14 protein-coding genes are annotated in these 17,807 nt (G+C 70.1%); 7 read left to right on the top strand and 7 right to left on the bottom strand.

Going from position 1 to position 17,807, the window contains the following annotated elements; translation table 11 throughout:
• Nucleotides 1–9: 9 nt before the first annotated feature.
• From ACFYO2_RS11615 to ACFYO2_RS11605, 3 genes are all read left to right on the top strand, one after another.
• On the top strand, nucleotides 10–1,308 hold the full coding sequence (locus ACFYO2_RS11615) for a metallophosphoesterase (protein WP_388347285.1): 1,299 nt from the start codon (nucleotides 10–12) through the stop codon (nucleotides 1,306–1,308).
• A gap of 182 nt (nucleotides 1,309–1,490) precedes the next feature.
• Complete coding sequence (locus tag ACFYO2_RS11610) at nucleotides 1,491–3,044, top strand: ABC transporter substrate-binding protein (RefSeq protein ID WP_388347284.1); 1,554 nt, start codon at nucleotides 1,491–1,493, stop codon at nucleotides 3,042–3,044.
• A 128-nt stretch (nucleotides 3,045–3,172) separates the two neighbouring features.
• Nucleotides 3,173–3,574, top strand: a complete 402-nt coding sequence (locus tag ACFYO2_RS11605) for an ATP-binding protein (RefSeq protein WP_388347282.1) — start codon at nucleotides 3,173–3,175, stop codon at nucleotides 3,572–3,574.
• Between the two features lie 40 nt (nucleotides 3,575–3,614).
• Here the strand turns inward: ACFYO2_RS11605 and ACFYO2_RS11600 are convergent, their stop codons facing one another.
• Together ACFYO2_RS11600 and ACFYO2_RS11595 are read right to left on the bottom strand one after the other, a co-directional pair.
• Complete coding sequence (locus ACFYO2_RS11600) at nucleotides 3,615–5,093, bottom strand: sensor histidine kinase (RefSeq protein WP_388347280.1); 1,479 nt, start codon at nucleotides 5,091–5,093, stop codon at nucleotides 3,615–3,617.
• Nucleotides 5,090–5,779, bottom strand: a complete 690-nt coding sequence (locus tag ACFYO2_RS11595) for a response regulator transcription factor (RefSeq protein WP_388347278.1) — start codon at nucleotides 5,777–5,779, stop codon at nucleotides 5,090–5,092. Before ACFYO2_RS11595 ends, ACFYO2_RS11600 begins: the two co-directional genes overlap by 4 nt.
• A 166-nt stretch (nucleotides 5,780–5,945) precedes the next feature.
• Between ACFYO2_RS11595 and ACFYO2_RS11590 the strand changes: the two genes are divergently transcribed.
• Nucleotides 5,946–8,351, top strand: coding sequence for an MMPL family transporter (locus tag ACFYO2_RS11590; protein ID WP_388347599.1), 2,406 nt, complete (start codon nucleotides 5,946–5,948; stop codon nucleotides 8,349–8,351).
• A 214-nt stretch (nucleotides 8,352–8,565) separates the two neighbouring features.
• On the opposite strand, the gene ACFYO2_RS11585 is transcribed toward ACFYO2_RS11590, so the two are convergent.
• From ACFYO2_RS11585 to ACFYO2_RS11570, 4 genes are all read right to left on the bottom strand, one after another.
• On the bottom strand, nucleotides 8,566–9,309 hold the full coding sequence (locus tag ACFYO2_RS11585; RefSeq protein WP_388347276.1) for a TetR family transcriptional regulator: 744 nt from the start codon (nucleotides 9,307–9,309) through the stop codon (nucleotides 8,566–8,568).
• A gap of 10 nt (nucleotides 9,310–9,319) precedes the next feature.
• Complete coding sequence (locus ACFYO2_RS11580; protein WP_388347274.1) at nucleotides 9,320–9,853, bottom strand: thiol-disulfide oxidoreductase DCC family protein; 534 nt, start codon at nucleotides 9,851–9,853, stop codon at nucleotides 9,320–9,322.
• Nucleotides 9,850–10,245, bottom strand: a complete 396-nt coding sequence (locus ACFYO2_RS11575; RefSeq protein WP_388347272.1) for a hypothetical protein — start codon at nucleotides 10,243–10,245, stop codon at nucleotides 9,850–9,852. Before ACFYO2_RS11575 ends, ACFYO2_RS11580 begins: the two co-directional genes overlap by 4 nt.
• Nucleotides 10,246–10,350: 105 nt before the next feature.
• Nucleotides 10,351–10,761: a VOC family protein gene (locus ACFYO2_RS11570; RefSeq protein ID WP_388347270.1), complete on the bottom strand. Its 411-nt coding sequence runs from the start codon at nucleotides 10,759–10,761 to the stop codon at nucleotides 10,351–10,353.
• Nucleotides 10,762–10,890: 129 nt separating this feature from the next.
• Between ACFYO2_RS11570 and ACFYO2_RS11565 the strand changes: the two genes are divergently transcribed.
• The 3 genes from ACFYO2_RS11565 to ACFYO2_RS11555 all read left to right on the top strand — a co-directional run bounded on the left by ACFYO2_RS11565 (nucleotide 10,891) and on the right by ACFYO2_RS11555 (nucleotide 14,254).
• Nucleotides 10,891–11,331: a hypothetical protein gene (locus ACFYO2_RS11565; protein WP_388347268.1), complete on the top strand. Its 441-nt coding sequence runs from the start codon at nucleotides 10,891–10,893 to the stop codon at nucleotides 11,329–11,331.
• Nucleotides 11,332–11,405: 74 nt separating this feature from the next.
• Entirely contained in the window at nucleotides 11,406–11,798 is a 393-nt protein-coding gene (locus ACFYO2_RS11560; protein ID WP_388347266.1) for a hypothetical protein, read from the top strand.
• A complete protein-coding gene (locus tag ACFYO2_RS11555) occupies nucleotides 11,798–14,254 on the top strand; it encodes a DUF4132 domain-containing protein (protein ID WP_388347264.1) in 2,457 nt (818 codons plus the stop codon). The genes ACFYO2_RS11560 and ACFYO2_RS11555 overlap by 1 nt, the downstream gene beginning before the upstream one ends.
• Before the next feature lie 76 nt (nucleotides 14,255–14,330).
• Here the strand turns inward: ACFYO2_RS11555 and ACFYO2_RS11550 are convergent, their stop codons facing one another.
• A complete protein-coding gene (locus ACFYO2_RS11550; RefSeq protein ID WP_388347263.1) occupies nucleotides 14,331–17,801 on the bottom strand; it encodes a DNRLRE domain-containing protein in 3,471 nt (1,156 codons plus the stop codon).
• Nucleotides 17,802–17,807: the final 6 nt, after the last annotated feature.

Here is a 17,807-nt window from a genome sequence, read left to right as displayed (position 1 = left end):
CACAAGACCGTGGTCATACTCTTCGTACTGCTCGTCCTGGCCGTCCTCGTGGCGGCCAACTGGTACCTGTGGAGACGCCTGTTCCGCGACACGACCCAGGCCCCCGGCGCGGTGCGCCGCGCGGGTGCGGTGCTGATCGCGGGCGGCTGGGCGCTCACGATCGCGGCCGTCGCCACCGAACGCGCCGGCGCGCCGTTCTGGCTCCAGCGCGTCCTGGCCTGGCCGGGCTTCCTGTGGATGGCCCTGTCGATCTACCTGCTGCTCGCCGTGGTGGCGGGTGAGGTCGTACGACCGCTGCTGCGACGGTTCCTGGAACGGCGGGCGGGCGCCGAGACGGCCGTACGGCAGCCGGAGCCGGTCCCGGCGGGGACGGCACCCATGCCGGACCGCGACCCGGAGCCGGAGCCGGTTCCGGCGGGAACGGCACCCACGCCGGACCCCGACCCGGATCCCGAGTCCGCGGCCGCCGCCCCACCGCCCCTTCCCTCCCGCCGCCTCTTCGTCTCCCGAGTCGTCGGGGGCGCCGCCGCGGCGGCCGCCGTCGGGACCGTCGGGTACGGCACGTACGGCGTCCTGAAGGGCCCCACCGTCAAGCGGGTCACCGTCCCGCTGGCCAAGCTCCCGCGTGCGGCGCACGGTTACCGGATCGCCGTGGTCAGCGACATCCACCTGAGCCCGGTGCTCGGCCGCGGCTTCGCCCAGAAGGTCGTCGACACCATCAACGGCACCCAGCCCGACCTGATCGCGGTGGTCGGCGACCTCGTCGACGGCAGCGTGAAGGACCTGGGCCCGGCCGCGGCACCCCTGGCCCAACTGCGGGCGCGCCACGGGGCGTACTTCGTCACCGGCAACCACGAGTACTTCTCCGGTGCCGAGCAATGGGTCGAGGAGGTACGACGGCTCGGCATGCGCCCGCTGGAGAACGCCCGTACCGAACTTGCCCACTTCGACCTCGCCGGCGTCAACGACGTGTCGGGCGAGAGCGAGGGCCAGGGCCCCGACTTCGCCAAGGCGCTCGGCGACCGCGACACGGCACGCGCGTGCGTGCTGCTCGCCCACCAGCCGGTCCAGATCCACGACGCCGTCGAGCACGGCGTCGACCTCCAGCTCTCCGGTCACACCCACGGCGGCCAGCTCTGGCCGGGCAACTTCATCGCCTCGGCCGCGAACCCGACCCTCGCCGGCCTGGAGCGCTACGGCGACACGCAGCTGTACGTCAGCCGCGGCGCGGGCGCGTGGGGCCCGCCGACCCGGGTCGGAGCCGAATCGGACATCACGGTGATCGAACTGGCGTCGAAGCAGGCCTGAACGCCGTCGGCGGACATGCTGTGAGGGCGCTGTGAAATATGGCCGAAACCCCTTGCGGCAATGTCTTTCCCAACTCCCCAGATCTCCCTTCCCCCTGCTGAAACGCCTGTGGTTAGGTGATCCGCGCCGCAGGGAGTGGCATATGCGTTGCGGCCCGTGAGGGGCCTGGGGAGGGCAAACCGATGCGCTCGGTTCGCACGCGGATACTCGCGATGCTGCTGGTGCTGGCGGCCGCCGGAGTGGGCGCCTGGCAGTTGCTGCCGTCGCAGAACGACGGCAGCACCATCACCGTCGGTACGACGGACGCCGTCACGTCGCTCGACCCGGCGGGCGCCTACGACGCCGGTTCCTGGGCGCTGTTCAGCAACGTCTTCCAGTCACTGCTGACCTTCGAGCCGGGCGGCGCCACGCCCGTGCCGGACGCGGCCAAGAGCTGTGCGTTCGTCGGCAGCGGCCTGCGCACCTACCGTTGCGAACTGCGCGAGGGCCTCACCTTCCCGAGCGGCCGCAAGATGACCGCCGAGGACGTGAAGTACTCCTTCGATCGGGTCAAGAAGATCAACTCAGCGGTCGGTCCCGCATCCCTGCTGAGCACCCTCCGCTCGGTCGGTGCGAAGGACCTCACCGTCACCTTCCAGCTGTCCTCGGCCGACGCCACCTTCCCGTTCAAGGTGGCCACCGGAGCCGGCGCGATCGTCGACCACACCAAGTACCCGGCGGACGGCCTGCGCACCGGCACCGGCGTCGACGGCACCGGACCGTACGACCTGACGACGTATACGAAGGACAAGAAGGCCGTCCTCGCGCCCAACGAACGCTACAAAGGCGCCCTCAAGAAGACCGGACGGCCCGTCGAACTGCGCTACTACGGCGATGGCGCGAAGCTCGACGCGGCCTGGAAGGCCAAGCAGATCGACGTCGCCACCCGGCAGCTGCCGCCCGAGGTCCTCTCCGGGCTCAACACCAGCGATCCCAACCAGCGCGTGTCCGTGGCGGACAGCTCCGAGACCCGCAACCTGTACCTCAACACCCACTCCGGCTCGCCGCTGCACGGCACCGGGGTCCGGCAGGCCATGGCCTGGCTGATCGACCGCGACCGGCTGGCCGCCACGGTGTACGACGGGACCGTCGACCCGCTCTACTCGCTGATCCCGACCGGCATCACCGGCCACACCACGTCGTTCTTCGACCTCTACCCCAAGCTGGACACGGACAAGGCGAAGAAACTGCTCACCGAGGCCGGCGTGACCCTGCCGGTCCGCTTCACCTACGGCTACGCCAAGGGCCGCGGCGCCGCCGCCGAGGAGGCCGCGGAGCTCAAGCGACAGCTGGAGGCGAGCGGCCTTTTCAAGGTGACCGTCAAGGGCTACGAGTGGACCGACTTCCAGAAGCAGTGGGTGTCCGGGAAGCTGGACGCGTACGCCGTCGGCTGGGTGGCCGACTACCCCGACCCGGACACTTTCGGCTCGCCGCTCGTCGGCACCGACGCCACCATGAACACCGGGTACAGCAGCAAGGCCGTCGACCAGCTGATTCAGGACAGCCAGAAGTTCGCCGACCGCACCGAGGCCACGCAGGACTTCCGCGAACTGCAGCAGGCCGTCGCCCGCGATGTTCCGGTCATCCCGTTGTGGCAGGCCAAGGAGTACGTCGTCAGCAGCGTCGACGTCGGCGGCGGCCAGTACCTCTCGGACGGCACCGGAGTCTTCCGCCTCTGGCGTCTCACCTGGATCTGACGGCTTCGAAAGCCCGGATTCGACGGATCTGACGCCATCTCGCGGTAGCGACCTTCGCTCAAGTGACGTCGTACGGCCACCCGACGCAGCACCATGTGACGGAGGTGTGGGCGGGGTGAGGAGCAAACGTGTTGAGACGCAACTCCTTCCGGCTGCCCCGGCATCCGGCTTCCGTCGGTCTCGCCCGGCGCCGGGTCCGGGACCACCTGTCCGACTGGGGCCACGCCCCGGACGGCCAGGCGCTGGCCGACGCGCTGCTGCTCGTGTCCGAGCTGGCCACCAACGTCGTACGCCACGGGCCGCTCCTCGAGCGGGAGTTCGAGGTGGCGGTGACCGCCCTGGCCGACGGCTCCTGCCTGATCGAGGTCTCCGACGAGGGCCGGGTGGAGCCCCGGCTGCGCGTGGTGGGCGAGTGGGAGGAGACCGGCCGCGGCCTGCACATGGTGGAGCACATCGCCGCGGCCTGGGGAGTGTGGAGCAGGGGGAGGCACGGCAAGACGGTGTGGGCACTCGTCCTGGCCAACGTCTGAAGCGGCACAGGGGGTACGGACAGCAGGATCACGGACAGAGTTACGACCGTACGGCCGCCCCCGCCGGCAGCGTGACCGTCACCGCCAGTCCCTCATCCGGCGCCGTCCGCACCGCCACCTCGCCGCCGTGCGCGTGCACCACACCCTGCACGATCGCCAGGCCGAGCCCGCTGCCCGCGCCCCCGCCGGCCCGGAAGAAGCGGTCGAAGACGCGCGCCGCGTCCTCCGAACAGAGCCCCGGTCCCTGGTCCGCGACACACAGCCGTACGACCCCGTCCGCGCGCTCCACGCCGAGCCGCACCGGCACGTCGGCGGGGGTGTGCGTGCGCACGTTTCCCACGAGGTTGCCGAGCACCTGGCGCAGCCCCGACTCGTCGGCGTGCACCAGCAGGGAGCCGTCGGCGTCGACCGTGACGGGCCGCTGCGGCTGCTGTACGCGCAGATCCTCGGCCGCGTCCCGGACGAGGCGGGTGATGTCGACGTTCCGGAATCGGAGTTCGGGCTGCTGGTCGAGGCGGGCGAGGGTGAGGAGCTCGTCGACGAGGCGGCCCATGCGGTCGACCTCGCCGTTCATCCGGTCCCAGGCGCGCTTGCGCTCGCTCGGGTCGGTGAGCATGCCCTTGTCGTACAGCTGGAGATAGCCGCGTATCGCGGACAGCGGGGTGCGCAGCTCGTGCGAGGCGTCGCCGACGAAGCGGCGCAGCTGGGCCGCGCTGCGTTCGCGGGTGCGGTACGCCGTTTCCACCTGGTGAAGCATGGAGTTGAGGGCGACGCGGAGCTGTTCGACCTCCAGGGTGGCCTCGCTGCTGGAGGGGACGCGCCGGGTCAGGTCGCCCTCGGCGATGGCCGACGAGGTCTCCACCATGTCCTCCAGCGGCCGCATCCGGCGCCGGACGCTGAACATCGTCAGACAGGCCAGCAGCGCGAGCAGCAGTGTGCCTATGGCCACGTCGAGCCTGACGGCCTTGGCGACGCCCTTGTGCAGGCCGTCGGTTGAGGTGGCGAGCAGGATGTACGTCCCGTCGGCCAGTCGGGTCGCCGAGGCACGGTAGGCGGCGCCCTGCACGTCGATGTCGTGCGGTTCGGGGTCCTCGATCAGCGTGCGCGGGTCGTCGACCGCGTCGGCGAAGGCGTGCTGGGCGTCGGTCGGCTCGAAGCCGAGGAGACCGACGGGCTCGCCCCGACTGTCGACGGCGGCGAAGAGCGAGTCCGGTCGTGGCTGGTCGTCCGACTGCTGCTGGACGAGCCGGTCGCGCACGAAACCCAACACGCTCAGCGAGTCGATCTCCCGCAGGGTGAGCTGCGAATCACCGAGCGAATCACGGGTCTTGGTGAGCTCCGAGTCGATCTGGTCGAGCAGGTAGTACCGCATGCCCATCACGCTCACCGCGGTCGCCGCGACCATGCTGAGGGCGAGCAGCGCCACGTTCGCCAGCGTCAGCTTGCCGCGCAGGGAGTGGATGCCGTGCTTGCGGTGGGGCCGTAGGCCGCGCGTGAGGAGCCTGGCGGGGAGCCTCATGCCAGCCCGTATCCCACACCCCGCCGGGTGGTGATCACCGGTGGCCCCAGTGTGTCGAGTTTGCGCCGCAGATAGCTGATGTAGGTCTCGACGACGGTCGACTCCTGCGGCGTGTGCTCGTACTGCCATACGTGCCGCAGCAGTTGCTCCTTGGGCACGATACGGCCGCCGTTGCGCACCAGGAAGCGCAGCAGGGCGTACTCGGTCGGGGTGAGTTCGACGGAGCGGCCCGCGCGGTGCACCGAGTACGTCGTCTCGTCCAGCTCCAGGTCGCCGTACCGCAAGGGCGGCCGCTGCGGCAGGACGTCGGCCGGGCGGACGCGGCGCAGCACCGCGGTGATCCTTGCGACGACCTCGTCGATGTTGAACGGCTTGGTGATGTAGTCGTCGCCGAAGCCCAGCGCGCCGACGACCTCCCCGGGCGCGTCGCGCGCGGTGAGAAAGACGATCGCCAAGTCGGCTCGCCGGGCGCGCAGTTGGCGCCCCAGGGCGCGCCCGTCCCCGTCCGGGAGCATCACGTCGAGCAGCGCGGCGTCGGGACGCGTGCGCTCGGCGAGCGTGAGTGCCTCGCGGACGGTGCCCGCCGTCATCACCTCGAACCGGTGGTAGCGCAGCGCGATGGCGAGGACGTCCGCGATGCTCTCCTCGTCCTCCACGACCAGCACGGTGCCTGGAGTCGTCGTCATGCTCCCCAGTATCGGTGCGACCACTGACAGTCCGGCCCGGTTCGTGCTTTGGAGTTCCTTGAGAGTCGGGCCCTTTGCATGTCCACGCACGCGTGCGCCGCCAATTCTGTTGCCCAGGACCTGGGGGACCTGTCCGGATCATGAGGGGGTTTTTGGCGTGGCGACATTGGCACGCTGGTGCTACCGGCATCGGCTGGTGGTCCTGTTGCTGTGGGTGGTGGCGCTGTTCGGCCTGGGCGCGGCGAGTTCGAGCGCGGGCACGAACTACGCGGAGGTCTTCTCCCTGCCCAACACGGATTCCAAGCGCGCGTACGACCTGATGGAGAAGGCCTTCCCGGAGCGCGCGGGCGACACCGACACGGTGGTGTGGAAGGTCGAGGAGGGAACGGTGCGGGACGAGTCCGTGCGGTCCCGGATAGAGCCCGCGCTGAAGGAGATCGGCGCGATGAAGGGGGTCGGCGAGGTCACCGACCCGTACGGGGCGCGGGGAGCGGCCCAGATCAGCAAGGACGGGCGGATCGCGTACGCCCAGGTCACCTTCGCCGAGCAGGCGAACGCGGTACCCAAGGAGCTGGTCCAGGACGTCGTCGACACCGCGCAGGACGCCGGCGGCGACGGTCTCCAGGTGGAGCTGGGCGGCCAGGCCATCACGCGCGTGCAGGAGCCGCCCACCGGCACGGCGGAGATCGTCGGCATCCTCGCGGCGGCCGTCGTACTGTTCCTGGCCTTCGGCTCGGTGTTCGCGATGCTGCTGCCGATCCTGATCGCGCTGTTCGGCGTGGGCACCGGCCTGTTCTCCACACAGCTGATCAGCCATGTCACCAACGTGCCCGAACTGGCCTCACTGCTCTCCACGTTGATCGGCCTCGGCGTCGGCATCGACTACGCCCTGTTCATCGTCACCCGCCACCGCAAGGGCATCCTGCGCGGCCAGGACCCGGAGGAAGCGGCGGTCACCGCCCTCAACACCTCCGGCCGGGCCGTGCTGTTCGCGGGCGGAACGGTGTGCATCGCGCTCGCCGGGATGCTGGTGACGAACCTGCGCTTCCTGGACGGCGTGGTCATCGGCACCTCGCTCACCGTCGTCCTGAGCGTGCTCGCGGCCGTCACCCTGCTGCCCGCGCTGCTCGGCCTCCTGGGCCACCGGGTGCTCAGCCGCCGTCAGCGACGCCGGCTCGCCGCACAGGGCCCCGAGGTGGAGCGCGCGAGCGGCCTCGCGGCCCGCTGGTCGGCCACCGTCGAGCACCGCCCGCGCTCGGTCGCCGCCCTGGCCGTCGTCGTGATGGCCGTCCTCGCCCTGCCCCTGCTGTCCCTGCGCCTGGGCACGGTCGACCAGGGCAACGACGACGCGTCGATGACGACCAGGAAGGCGTACGACCTGCTCGCGGAGGGCTTCGGGCCCGGCTTCAACGGCCCCCTCCAGGTGGTCGTGAACGGCGACTCCGGGGACAGTCTGGTCGCGACGATCAAGGAGACGGAGGGTGTCGCCCAGGCGGTCTCGGCGCCTCCCGCGAACGGCGTCACGGTCATCCAGGTGGTGCCCACCACCTCACCGCAGGCCAAGGAGACCGACCAGCTCATCGACACTCTGCGCGACCAGGTGATCCCGGATGCGGGCGTCCGGGCCCATGTCGGCGGCGTGACAGCCGTCTCCAAGGACTTCGCGTCGGTGACGGCCGACCGTCTGCCGTACTTCATCGCGACGATCATCGGCCTCGGCTTCGTCCTGCTGCTGATCGCCTTCCGCTCCGTCGTGGTCCCCCTGACGGCCGCCCTGATGAACCTGATCGCGGCGGCGGCCTCCTTCGGCGTCCTGGTCGCGATCTTCCAGTGGGGCTGGGGCCTGGACCTGCTGGGCCTCGGCCAGGAGGGCCCGATCGCGGCCTTCCTGCCGATCATCATGCTGTCCCTGCTCTTCGGCCTCTCCATGGACTACCAGGTGTTCCTGGTCAGCCGGATGCACGAGGAGTGGGTGCACACGCGCGACAACGCGCGCGCGGTGCGGGTGGGGCTGGCGGAGACCAGCCGCGTCATCAACTCCGCGGCCCTGATCATGGTGTGCGTCTTCATGGCGTTCGTACTGAGCGGCGACTACGGGGCGGCGATGGCGGGCGTGGGTCTCGCGGCCGCGGTCGCCCTGGACGCGTTCATCCTGCGTACGGCGCTCGTGCCTGCCGCGATGCACCTGCTCGGCAACTCCAACTGGTGGCTGCCGGCGTGGCTGGAGAAGCGGCTGCCGCATCTGGCGGTGGAGCCGAAGGAGGAGGCTCCCTCGCAAGGACCCGCCGCCGAGGGCCCTGCCTCGGTCGTCCACGGCCTCATCCGTACGGCGGACGGCGAGCCGGTCCCGGACGCGGCGGTGACGCTGCTGTCGGCGGGCGGACGTCAGCTGGATCGGGTGGTGTCCCTCGCGGACGGCTCGTACATCGTGTCGGTGCCGGGTCCGGGGACGTACCTGCTGGCGGCGACGGCTTCGTCGTACGGGTCGCGGGCGCGGCAGGTGGAGGTCGGGGACGGGCCGCTGGTGTGTGACGTGGAGCTGGCAGAAGGGGAGGTGGACGCCATCAACTAGCTCAGGCCACTCCGGCTTTCAGGATGCGCTCGACGTCGAGCACGACCTTGCCACCAACAGACTCGGGGAGTGTGACGAGCTCCCCGGGAATGTGGATCCCGTGTGTGGCGCAACTGGCAGATCCGTCTTCCAGTTGCTGGAAGTGACTTTGGGAGTCATCGCAGGCCGGGCGGGTCCCACGTGTCCCGTTCGCCCCCATTCATTCGATCGTGGATCACTCCCGCCCCGTCGCCCCAGCCCCCGGATCCGGCATCATCTTCGTCATCCCCGGCAGGAAGTCCGTGAACAGCTCGTGCACCTCCCGCACCAGCGGCCGCAGCACCCGGAACCGGGCCAGTGACACGCCCCGCGCGGTGAGCCGCGCCCCCCGCTCGGCCAGCCGGTAACTCCGCTCGCGGCCCTCCGTGCGGTCGAAGATCCAATACAGCACGAGTCCCATCTGGGCGAGCCACATCAACTCGGGAAGAACATCCCGCAGTTCATCCGGAACCTTGGTCTTCGCCCCGGCGAGCACCTGCCGGTGGACGCTGATGGCCTCCACGCGCGCGTGCTCCGACTCGGGGGAGAAGGGGCTGAGCGGGCTGTCCGGGTCGGCGGCGTTCTTGAAGAACTGCACCGCGAACTCGTGGTACGGCGTCGCGATGTCCAGCCACACCCTCAGGACGCCCGCGAGCCGCGCCTCCAGGTCGGTCTCCCGGGCCAGGACCTCGCGGACCGCCACCTGGTGCTCGGCGGCGATCCGGTCGTAGAAGCCCTGGATCAGGTGTTCCTTGCCCTCGAAGTAGTAGTACGCGTTGCCCACGGAGACCCCGGCCTCCTTGGCGATGGCCCGCATGGTCGTCTTGTCGTAGCCGCGCTCCTGGAAGAGCCGCATCGCCGTCTCGAGGATGAGCGCACGGGTCTGCTCGGACTTGCTCGGGTTACCGCCCTCATCGGGGCCGTCGTTGTTCGCAGGCACGCAACGGAGCCTAACGAGTGGCGCAGGTCCCGCTGTCGCAGGCCGGTGGGCCGTACGTCCATCCCCGGGCCGGGTCGTACGCCCACCCGTCCGCGCGGCGGTACACCGCGCCGCCCCACTGGCCCCCGTACGCACCCCGAGCCCTCTGTCCGCCCCACTGCGCCCCGCGCCACCTGGCCGCGGCGAGCACCGCGCCCTTGGCGAGCCTCGCTCCGGACGCCGTGCTCAGGCGGTGTGCGAGCGGCCGGTGCGCGCGCAGGGCCCACAGGGTGACGATCCAGGCGGCGGCGTCGCGGTAGACCTGCCCGGCGTCCCCGACGACGGTGATCTCGTCGAGGGTGGCCTCATGGTCCAGCCCGGGGAACCGCCGCCGGGCCTCGTCCGAGCCGGCGGCGACCATCTCGAGCGGCACCAGCTGCGGCTGCCGTACGAGCCAGTCCCGCAGGAAGGTGCACAGGGAGCACTCGGCGTCGTACAGGACGGTGAGCCGGCGGACCGGGACACGCGTGGTGGCCCGGTCCTCGGTGGGCGGCACGGTGCTCACGCCCGGACCCAGTCCTGCGGCGCGACGGGCGGTACCTGCTCCTGTTCCATGACGCTCCGCCGCCGGATCCGGCTGAGCACGTACACGTTGGCCAGGTGCATGACGCCGAGCACCAGCAGCACCACGCCCAGCTTGGTCGACAGGGCCTCGAAGATCTGGCGGGTGTCCTCGATGGTCTCGTCGCCGCTCAGGTAGAGGGCGACGAAGCCGAGGTTGACGAGGTAGAAGCCGACCACCAGGAGGCGGTTGACGGCGTCGGCGAGGCTCTCGTTGCCGCGCAGCACGTCGGCGAGGAAGACCCGCCCGTTGCGGCTGAGTGTGCGGGCCACCCAGACGGTCAGCCCGATGCTGACCAGCAGGTAGATGACGTAGGCGATGACGGTGCGGTCCATGCCCCACCCCTTCTTGAACGCGTTCAAAACGCTGACATGAAGGACTGTAGTCCCGTATTTGAACGTGTTCAACTCACTTCTGGGGTGAGGAGCGTGGGATCTGCGTCACGCCCGCCGTGCGAGCTCCGGCCGTTTGCTGTAGTCCGTGAAACCGATGACGTTCCCCCAGGGATCGGCGACCTCGACGGTCCAGCCGGTGGCCACCGAGAAGGGCTCGTCGAGCGGGGTGATGCCCGCGGCTGCCAGCTGTTTCGCGGCGCGGCGCGCGTCCGGCACCTCCAGCCACGCGCGCGTGCAGGGCCAAGGGGGCGGCCGGTGCCCGAACCCCTCCTCCTCTCTGAGCAGGATCCCGGGCGTCTCGCCCCCGACCTTGAGCAGCGCGATCCCGCCCTCGTCGAACCGGAACCCCACAGTGAACCCGGCGCGCTCGTAGAACCCGACGGCCTCCGCGAGGTCCCCGACGGGCAGCAGGAGGTTGTCGAAACCGAGCAGTTCGTACGACTCGTCATCTGACATGCCATCAGATTAGGTGCGAAGGCGCCGCTCACCGGGCGGGCTGTCCGCGGGGTCACTCATTGGGCCCAGATGCCGCCCCTTCCGCCGCTACGCTGAAGCGTCGTCAGGGGTGCGGCGCAGGGGGCAGGGATGGTTCCAGGGGTCAGGGTCTTCTTCGCGGAAGTGCGTGAGAGCTGTGCCGACGTTGCGGAGAGGCTGGGTCTCCAGGGCCCGGGCGAGCGGGAGTCGGGTCTGCCCGTCGCCGTCGCGACCTACACCGGCTCCGGCGTGAGATACGAGGTCGTCCTGGGGCTCTGGGACGGCTACGTCGAGATCCACGCGTGCCGCGAGACGCCCGCCACCCTGTGCAAGGTGAGCGTCGAGAAGCTGGCCGTCGCCGCGGGCGCCGTCGAGAAGCCCGGCGGTGTCTCGTTCGGCGCCCGCAGCCTCCGGCAGATGAGGAAGTCCCTGACGGGGCAGCTCCGTTACGTCGAACTCGTGCATCCGCTGGTGACCGCCGACGCGGAGGCGGCGGTGGAGCTGATGCGCAGGGCGGACGCGCGGGAGTGGAGCAGGCCGACCGCGTGGTGAGGCCGCGCGGTGAGGCCGAGAGGTGAAGCCGCGATCGACGGGCATTGTCAGTGGTACCTCGTACTGTCGGCGACATGGGAATCGTGACGTTCGTCGACGAGACGACAAGCGGCAGCCGCAGCGACGGCTGGGGGCTCGAGATCGCCGAGGAGCGGCTCACCGTCCGGGAGTTGATCCGGCGCCGGGTGTTCCAGGAGGTCGCCGAGTACAACGCGCGTACGCCGGGGGTGTTCCACGGGCTGGTGCAGCCCGAGGACACCGAGCGGGTGCTGAACGGGTACGCGCTGCGGACGCCGCGGCGGATAGACCCCAAGGCCCAGACCGAGCTGGCGCTCACGGCCTTCGCGGGCAACGGCTTCCTGGTGCTGGTCGGGGATCGCCAGGTCACGGACCCGGACGAGGAGATCGAGCTGGTGCTCGGCACCGAGGTCACGTTCCTGAAGCTTGTACCGCTGGTGGGTGGCTGATGGACTCTCCTCGAGTGCGTCGGCTGCGCAGCCACATCGCCGCCGGAGACATGGTCCGGGTGGCCGACGAGGCGCTGAAGGCACTGGTCGACAACCAGGGCTACTGGACCGGAGGCTGGGACGAGGTGCTCCGCGAGCTGCGGGAGCTGCCCGCCGAGCGGCGCCGCGAGCTGGTGCACGCGGTGGCCGAGCGCTTCCCGTTGGTCGGTGACGAGACGGAGAACCGGTGCAACGCCCTGACGTTGTACGCCCTCGCCGCCGACGGCCTGGATGACGATCCGCTGGCGGCCGAGCGTCGCAAGGCCCTCGACGACCTGGGCCGGCAGTACTCGCTCTGGTCCGCGACCCTCTTCCACGTTCTGGCCGAGGCGGAGTCGGCCGCGGGTCGTGCGCTGTCCCCCGCCGTCGTGGCCGTCGTCCGCCGTTCGGCCCAGGACAGGTACTGCCTGGACGAACTGGTCGGATTGGCGAAGAAGCTGACCGAGCCCGTCCTCAACGTGGGTGAGGTGTGGGCCGACCAGGCCGTGCGGGACACCGCCGATGCCGACTGGCAGGCCCTGCTCGCCCATGCCGCCACCGCCACCGCGTCCAAACCCACGGCCAGGTGGGACAAGCGGGCCGCGGCTCTGGCCGACGCCCTCGGCCCCGACCGCGTCCGCGAGGCCGTGCTGTCCTGGCTGGCGCTCGTCGGCCGCCCGCGCACCCTCCCGCTGGATCTCCGGGCGTACGAGGCGCACCTCAACAACGCCTACGACCCCTACAACGCCACTGCCCTGCGCGGCCTGGCGTGGCTGCTCTCCGTCCTGCCACCGCACCCCGACACGCCCCGCGCCCTCGGCGCCCTCGTCGAGACCTCGCTGAAGAAGGTCGCCGGCCTCGGCCCGCGCAACCCCAAGGTCGCCAACGCCGGCGTCATCGCACTCGCCCGCATCGACAGCGAGCCCGCCCTCGCCGAACTCGCCCGCCTGGCCACCCGGGTGACGTACAAGAACACCGCCAAGCTCCTCGACTCGGCCCTGGAGGCGCGGGCCGTCGCGCTGGGCCTCAGCCGCGAGGAGATCGAGGAACTGGCCGTACCGGCCTACGGGTTGACGGACGTCGGACGCGCGGAGCACCGGTTCGGCGATGTCACCGCCCTGCTGGAGGTCCGCGGCTCCAGGGCTCTGCTGACCTGGCGCAACGCAGCCGGTAAGCCGGCCAGAACCGTCCCCGCGTCCGTCCGGCGCGACCACGCCGACGAGCTCAGGGAACTCAAGGACGCGGCCAAGGACGTCGACAAGATGCTCTCCGCCCAGACCGAGCGCCTGGACCGCCAGTTCCTGGCCCGCCGGGTATGGCCGTACGCCGCCTGGCGCGAGCGCTACCTCGACCACCCCCTGGTCGGCACCCTGACCCGCCGCCTGCTCTGGACGGTAGACGGCATGACGGTCGGATACGCCGAGGGCGAGCTGCGCACCCTCACCGACGACCCCGTCCGCGAGGGCCGCGAGGTCCGGCTCTGGCACCCCGTCGGGCACGAACCCGCCGAGATCGTCGCCTGGCGCGACTGGCTGGAACGCCACGAGATCACCCAGCCGTTCAAGCAGGCCCACCGCGAGGTGTACCTCCTCACGGACGCCGAGCGCACGACAGGCAGGTACTCGAACCGCTTCGCGGCCCACTTCCTCCGCCAGCACCAGTTCCACTCCCTGGCGGCGGTGCGGGGCTGGCGCAACAAGCTCCGCCTGTGCGTCGACGACGAGGCGCCGCCGGCCACCCGCGAGCTGCCGCAGTGGGGCCTGCGCGCCGAGTACTGGATCGAGGGCGACGGCGAGGAGTACGGCATCGACACCACCGACTCCGGCAGCTACCTCCGACTGCGCACCGACCAGGTCCGCTTCTACCCGATCGACGCCCCGCAGAACTCCGCGCACTGCTACGGCGGCGAGTACCGCATGTGGCTGCGCGACGGCGCGGCCCCGGTGGACCCGCTGCCCCTCGCATCCATCCCGCCCCTGGTCCTCTCCGAAGTCCTGCGCGACGTCGACCTGTTCGTCGGCGTGGCAAGCGTCGGCAACGACCCCAGCTGGCAGGACGGCGGCCCCGACGGCCGCTTCCGCGAGTACTGGACCTCGTACGGCTTCGGCGAACTCAACCAGAACGCCGAGACCCGCCGACTCCTCCTGGACCGCCTCATCCCCCGCCTGGCGATAGCCGACCGCTGCACCCTGGAGGGCCGCTTCCTCCACGTGAAGGGCGAACGCCACACCTACAAGATCCACCTGGGCTCGGGCAACATCCTCATGACCCCGGACGACCGCTACCTGTGCATCGTCCCGAAGTCCAACGGGACTGCCCCACAGGCCGGTTACCTGCCGTACGAGGGCGACCGGATGCTGGCGGTGATCCTCAGCAAGGCGATGATGCTGGCCGACGACACGAAGATCACGGATCCGACGATCCTGAGTCAGCTGTGATCTCGCGCGCTGAGCGGTCGAGGGCCGTCGGGTCGATGTCCGACGGCCCTCGACCGGCAGCGGGGAGCTCCTCGGCTCACCCGATGGCGGTTCGCGTCGCCCAGTAACTCGCCTTGGCGATGATCTCCGTACCAGATCCCGACAGGGCGGTCTTGCTGCCCGAGTAGAAACGGACGGAACCGTCGGATCGCACGGTCCACAGATCGGGAATGGAGTCACCGTTGGCGTCCGGCGTGCCCATCAGCAGCGGGATGCTGTCGCTGCCCCAGCCGGAAGCGCCGTACTCGGTGTCCAGGCCACCCGCGGAGTTCGCGGCGGACGCCAGGGAGAAGAGATCGGTCCCGCCGCTGCTCGCGGCGATGCCCTTGCGCAACAGCAGTCGCCCGGACGCATCTGTGCGGTAGACCATGTCGGCGAGGCCGTCGCCGCTGACATCCATGACGGTCACCAGATCCCGGTCGGTCCACGAAGAGCCGGACAGGCGGATCGCCTGGTCGACGGTCGCCCCGTGGTAGCCGGTCAGTGCCCACAACTCGGCACCGACGGTGGCGAAGAAGTCGGTGCGGCCGTCGCCGGTGATGTCGCCCGCGGCGACGATCTGGGTGAGAGCGGAGGGACTGGGCGCACCGGCCGGCAGCAGGATTTCCTGGCGGCGGTCGATGTTGACGGCACCGTAGCCGTCGCCCGGATACACCCAGAGCCTGCCCCCTACGCGTGCGACGAGGTCCTGGAGGCCGTCGCCGCCGTAGACGTCGCCGTTGTGAGTGATCAGCGCGTCCTTGAAGTGACCACTCGGCGCGCTGACGTAGGGAGGCAGATCATCCCCGTTGGGGTCCTTGTCCGGGTTGGACCGGTAGGCGCCCGACATCGAGTACTGAAGATCGCCGGTGCCCTTGGCGAGGTCGCTGGTGGCCAGTGAGGGATACAGGGCGAGGTTGCCGGCCTCGGTGACCACCATCATGTCGGGCAGCTGATCGCCCGTGAAGTCGCCGGCTTTGTCGGTCTCGTCGCGGGGGGTGACATAGAAGAGGTACTTGGTCGGTTCGGAGACGTTGCCCGCGCTGTCGACGGCACGGACGTAGAGCACGTTGGGCCCGGCGGCCGGTGGCTTGGCGCCGCTGATGGTGGCGCTGACGCTGGTGGCCGTGCCGTTGGTGCGGGCGAGGCTGCCCGTGTAGCTGGGTGAGTTGTAGCTGTACTCGTAGCGCACGACGTCGGTGTTCACGGCACGGACGGTGAAGGAGCCGGCGGTCCCGAACTTCTTCGTGGACCAGTTGGCGTCCTCGGCGCCGCTGCCGAAGCCGTTCTCGCTGGCGTCCGCGTTGGGGAAGTCGGTGGAGCTGACCTTCGGCGGGCGAGGTGCGGTGGTGTCGAGGATGAACCGGCAGGGCGTCTTCGTCGGGTACCAGCCGGACGTCGTGCCGGTGTCGTCTACCGCGCGCACCCGCCAGGAGTAGGTGGCACCGCTCTTGAGCGTGCTCGTGGAGAACCTGCCCGTGGTCCGCAGGGCGGTGTCGGTGTCCCCGCCCGCGGAGACCTTGCCCGTCGACTTCAACAGGTCGCCGGTGGAGCTCCAGTTGCCCATTTCCCACAGGTCGAAGTCGAAGTAGTCGAGGTTCTTGTCCTTGTCGGAGGCCTTGGCGGTGAACGTCAGGTCACCGGAGCCCATGCGGACGTACGGCTTGGTGGTGGTGCACTTGCCGTCCGGTCCGAGGTCGAGGGAGGTGGAGACGATCGACGGCTTGCGGTTGTAGACGAGTTCGAGTACGGGCGGGAAGTCGCCGTTGGCCTGGAACTTCTTCCACGCGTACTGGGCGTTCTCGTCCCGGGCGCGCAGACCGAAGGTGATCAAGTCCTCGCCCTTGTCGGCCGCCTTCTGCGCACCCTTCCTCACGTCGAAGGTCTCGAAGGCGTCGCGGCACCCGGACTTGTAGCCGTGGGCGAAGCTCTTGGTTGCGAGCTTGTTGCCGTCGTGCAGCTTGGGCGCGTTCTTCCAGTTGGTGTGCCCGTTGATCTCGCTGGTGAGGTGGACGCTCATCGAGCGGGCCTGGCAGGACCAGGAGTAGGTCTCCAGCATCCGCAGCTTGGCACTGGTGATCTTGGTGCCCTTGAGGTCCTTGTCGAACAGGATGTTGAAGAACGACCGTGAGGTGCCCCAGGTGTCGGACTCGAAGCCGACGCGGGCCTCGTGCGTGCCGCCTGCGTTGAAGCCTTTGCCGTTGTAGAACGTGGCGTTGGGGTGCCGGTTGTAGGCGGTGGTCCAGTCCTGGGTGTGCTTCTTGACCGACGGGTCGATGAAGACCGGGTAGGTGGTGGCCGGGTCGTTGAGGAAGTCCTGGTCGGGGGTGAGCAGCCACTTCCCCGTGGCCAGGTCGGTCTCGACGAGTTCACCGCGGGAGTCAGGGGAAGGGCCGTCGAGGGCGGGCAGGCTCAGCGTTGCGGCCGAGCCGGTCTGCGTCGGCACCGGGGTGGTCTCGGCCGGTGCGGACGGCAGCGCAGACTCCGACGCGGTCGGCGCCAGGCCATCGGTCGCAGACGGCAACACCTCGACGTCGGTGTCGCTCTGTTCGTCCGACTCGACTTCCTCGTCCGTGGCGGTCGGGCTGTCGCCGGGATCCGGGTCTGCCGAGTCCGAGGCGTTGGGCGTCTCGGACGCGGTTGGCTGGGCTGTCGCGCCCACGGAGCCGTCGGTGACGGCCGGTCGCCCACTGTTGTCCCACATCAGCGGGGTGGGGGACAACGCGACCTCGTCGTCGCCGGGACTCTCGGCGCTGACGATGCCCGAGACCGGGTCGAGGCGGAAGGTGAGGCGGGTCGAGTGGAGGCCGTACACCAGCTGCTGGACGTGAGGATCGGCGGCGGCCTGACGGTTCTTCAGGACGACGAGCTGTCCGAAACCGTCATCGTCGGCGGTGAGCACGAGGTCGCCGCCCGGGAAGATCTCCGGGTAGAGCGCACGGTTGCCGTCGATGATCGGTGTCGGGACGGGACCGGGCCAGGTGAGCTGTATCTCGTACTGGTACGGGGCGGAGTCGCCCACATACAGCGTGACCAGCGGAGTCTCCGTTGCGTCCGCCGCGGCTCCCTGCACCAGGGACGCCCGCTGCACTGTGGAGCGGGAGGCGCGCCGCTCCCCGCGCTCACCGGAGCCTGCCGAGAAGACCATGCGGGTGTTGGTGGCAGCAGGCTCCCAGCCTGCCTTGGTGCGATGCAGACTCGGGTCGATCTTCTGCCACTCACCGTCCACCTTGGCGCGGACGGGCGACGAGTAGAGCCGCTTCATCATGAGGCCGTCGGGGCGGGCCCAGGTGTTGGAGCGCTCGGTCCGCGCGGTCGTCACCTCGACGTTCTTCCCGGAGCGCGCCGCCTTGGTGAGGGCGGTGGCTTCCGTGACGATCTCCGTGCGCCGGTCGTGGCCCCCGCTGTCGCGGGCGGTGTCACTGTCCAGCCGGAGCCCGGCGTACACGATGCCGGTGGCGGCGACCGTGGCGGCCAGCAGCGCCGTACCGGTCCGACGTCCGGGCGTACGGCGCCAGTTGCGCGTCATCGGACG

Origin of the sequence: Streptomyces sp. NPDC006602, assembly GCF_042870385.1 — a bacterium.
Taxonomy (GTDB): domain Bacteria; phylum Actinomycetota; class Actinomycetes; order Streptomycetales; family Streptomycetaceae; genus Streptomyces.
The sequence above is the reverse complement of the archived record's forward strand: the minus strand, read 5'-3'. Positions and strand labels throughout refer to the sequence as shown.

What these genes read in the sequence shown, in the direction of transcription:
- ACFYO2_RS11610 (WP_388347284.1), top strand. Translation starts at nt 1,491, where the DNA reads ATGCGCTCGGTTCGCACGCGGATACTCGCGATGCTGCTGGTGCTGGCG.
- ACFYO2_RS11600 (WP_388347280.1), bottom strand. Translation starts at nt 5,093, where the DNA reads ATGAGGCTCCCCGCCAGGCTCCTCACGCGCGGCCTACGGCCCCACCGC.
- ACFYO2_RS11595 (WP_388347278.1), bottom strand. Translation starts at nt 5,779, where the DNA reads ATGACGACGACTCCAGGCACCGTGCTGGTCGTGGAGGACGAGGAGAGC.
- ACFYO2_RS11575 (WP_388347272.1), bottom strand. Translation starts at nt 10,245, where the DNA reads ATGGACCGCACCGTCATCGCCTACGTCATCTACCTGCTGGTCAGCATC.
- ACFYO2_RS11570 (WP_388347270.1), bottom strand. Translation starts at nt 10,761, where the DNA reads ATGTCAGATGACGAGTCGTACGAACTGCTCGGTTTCGACAACCTCCTG.
- ACFYO2_RS11565 (WP_388347268.1), top strand. Translation starts at nt 10,891, where the DNA reads ATGGTTCCAGGGGTCAGGGTCTTCTTCGCGGAAGTGCGTGAGAGCTGT.
- ACFYO2_RS11560 (WP_388347266.1), top strand. Translation starts at nt 11,406, where the DNA reads ATGGGAATCGTGACGTTCGTCGACGAGACGACAAGCGGCAGCCGCAGC.
- ACFYO2_RS11555 (WP_388347264.1), top strand. Translation starts at nt 11,798, where the DNA reads ATGGACTCTCCTCGAGTGCGTCGGCTGCGCAGCCACATCGCCGCCGGA.
- ACFYO2_RS11550 (WP_388347263.1), bottom strand. Translation starts at nt 17,801, where the DNA reads ATGACGCGCAACTGGCGCCGTACGCCCGGACGTCGGACCGGTACGGCG.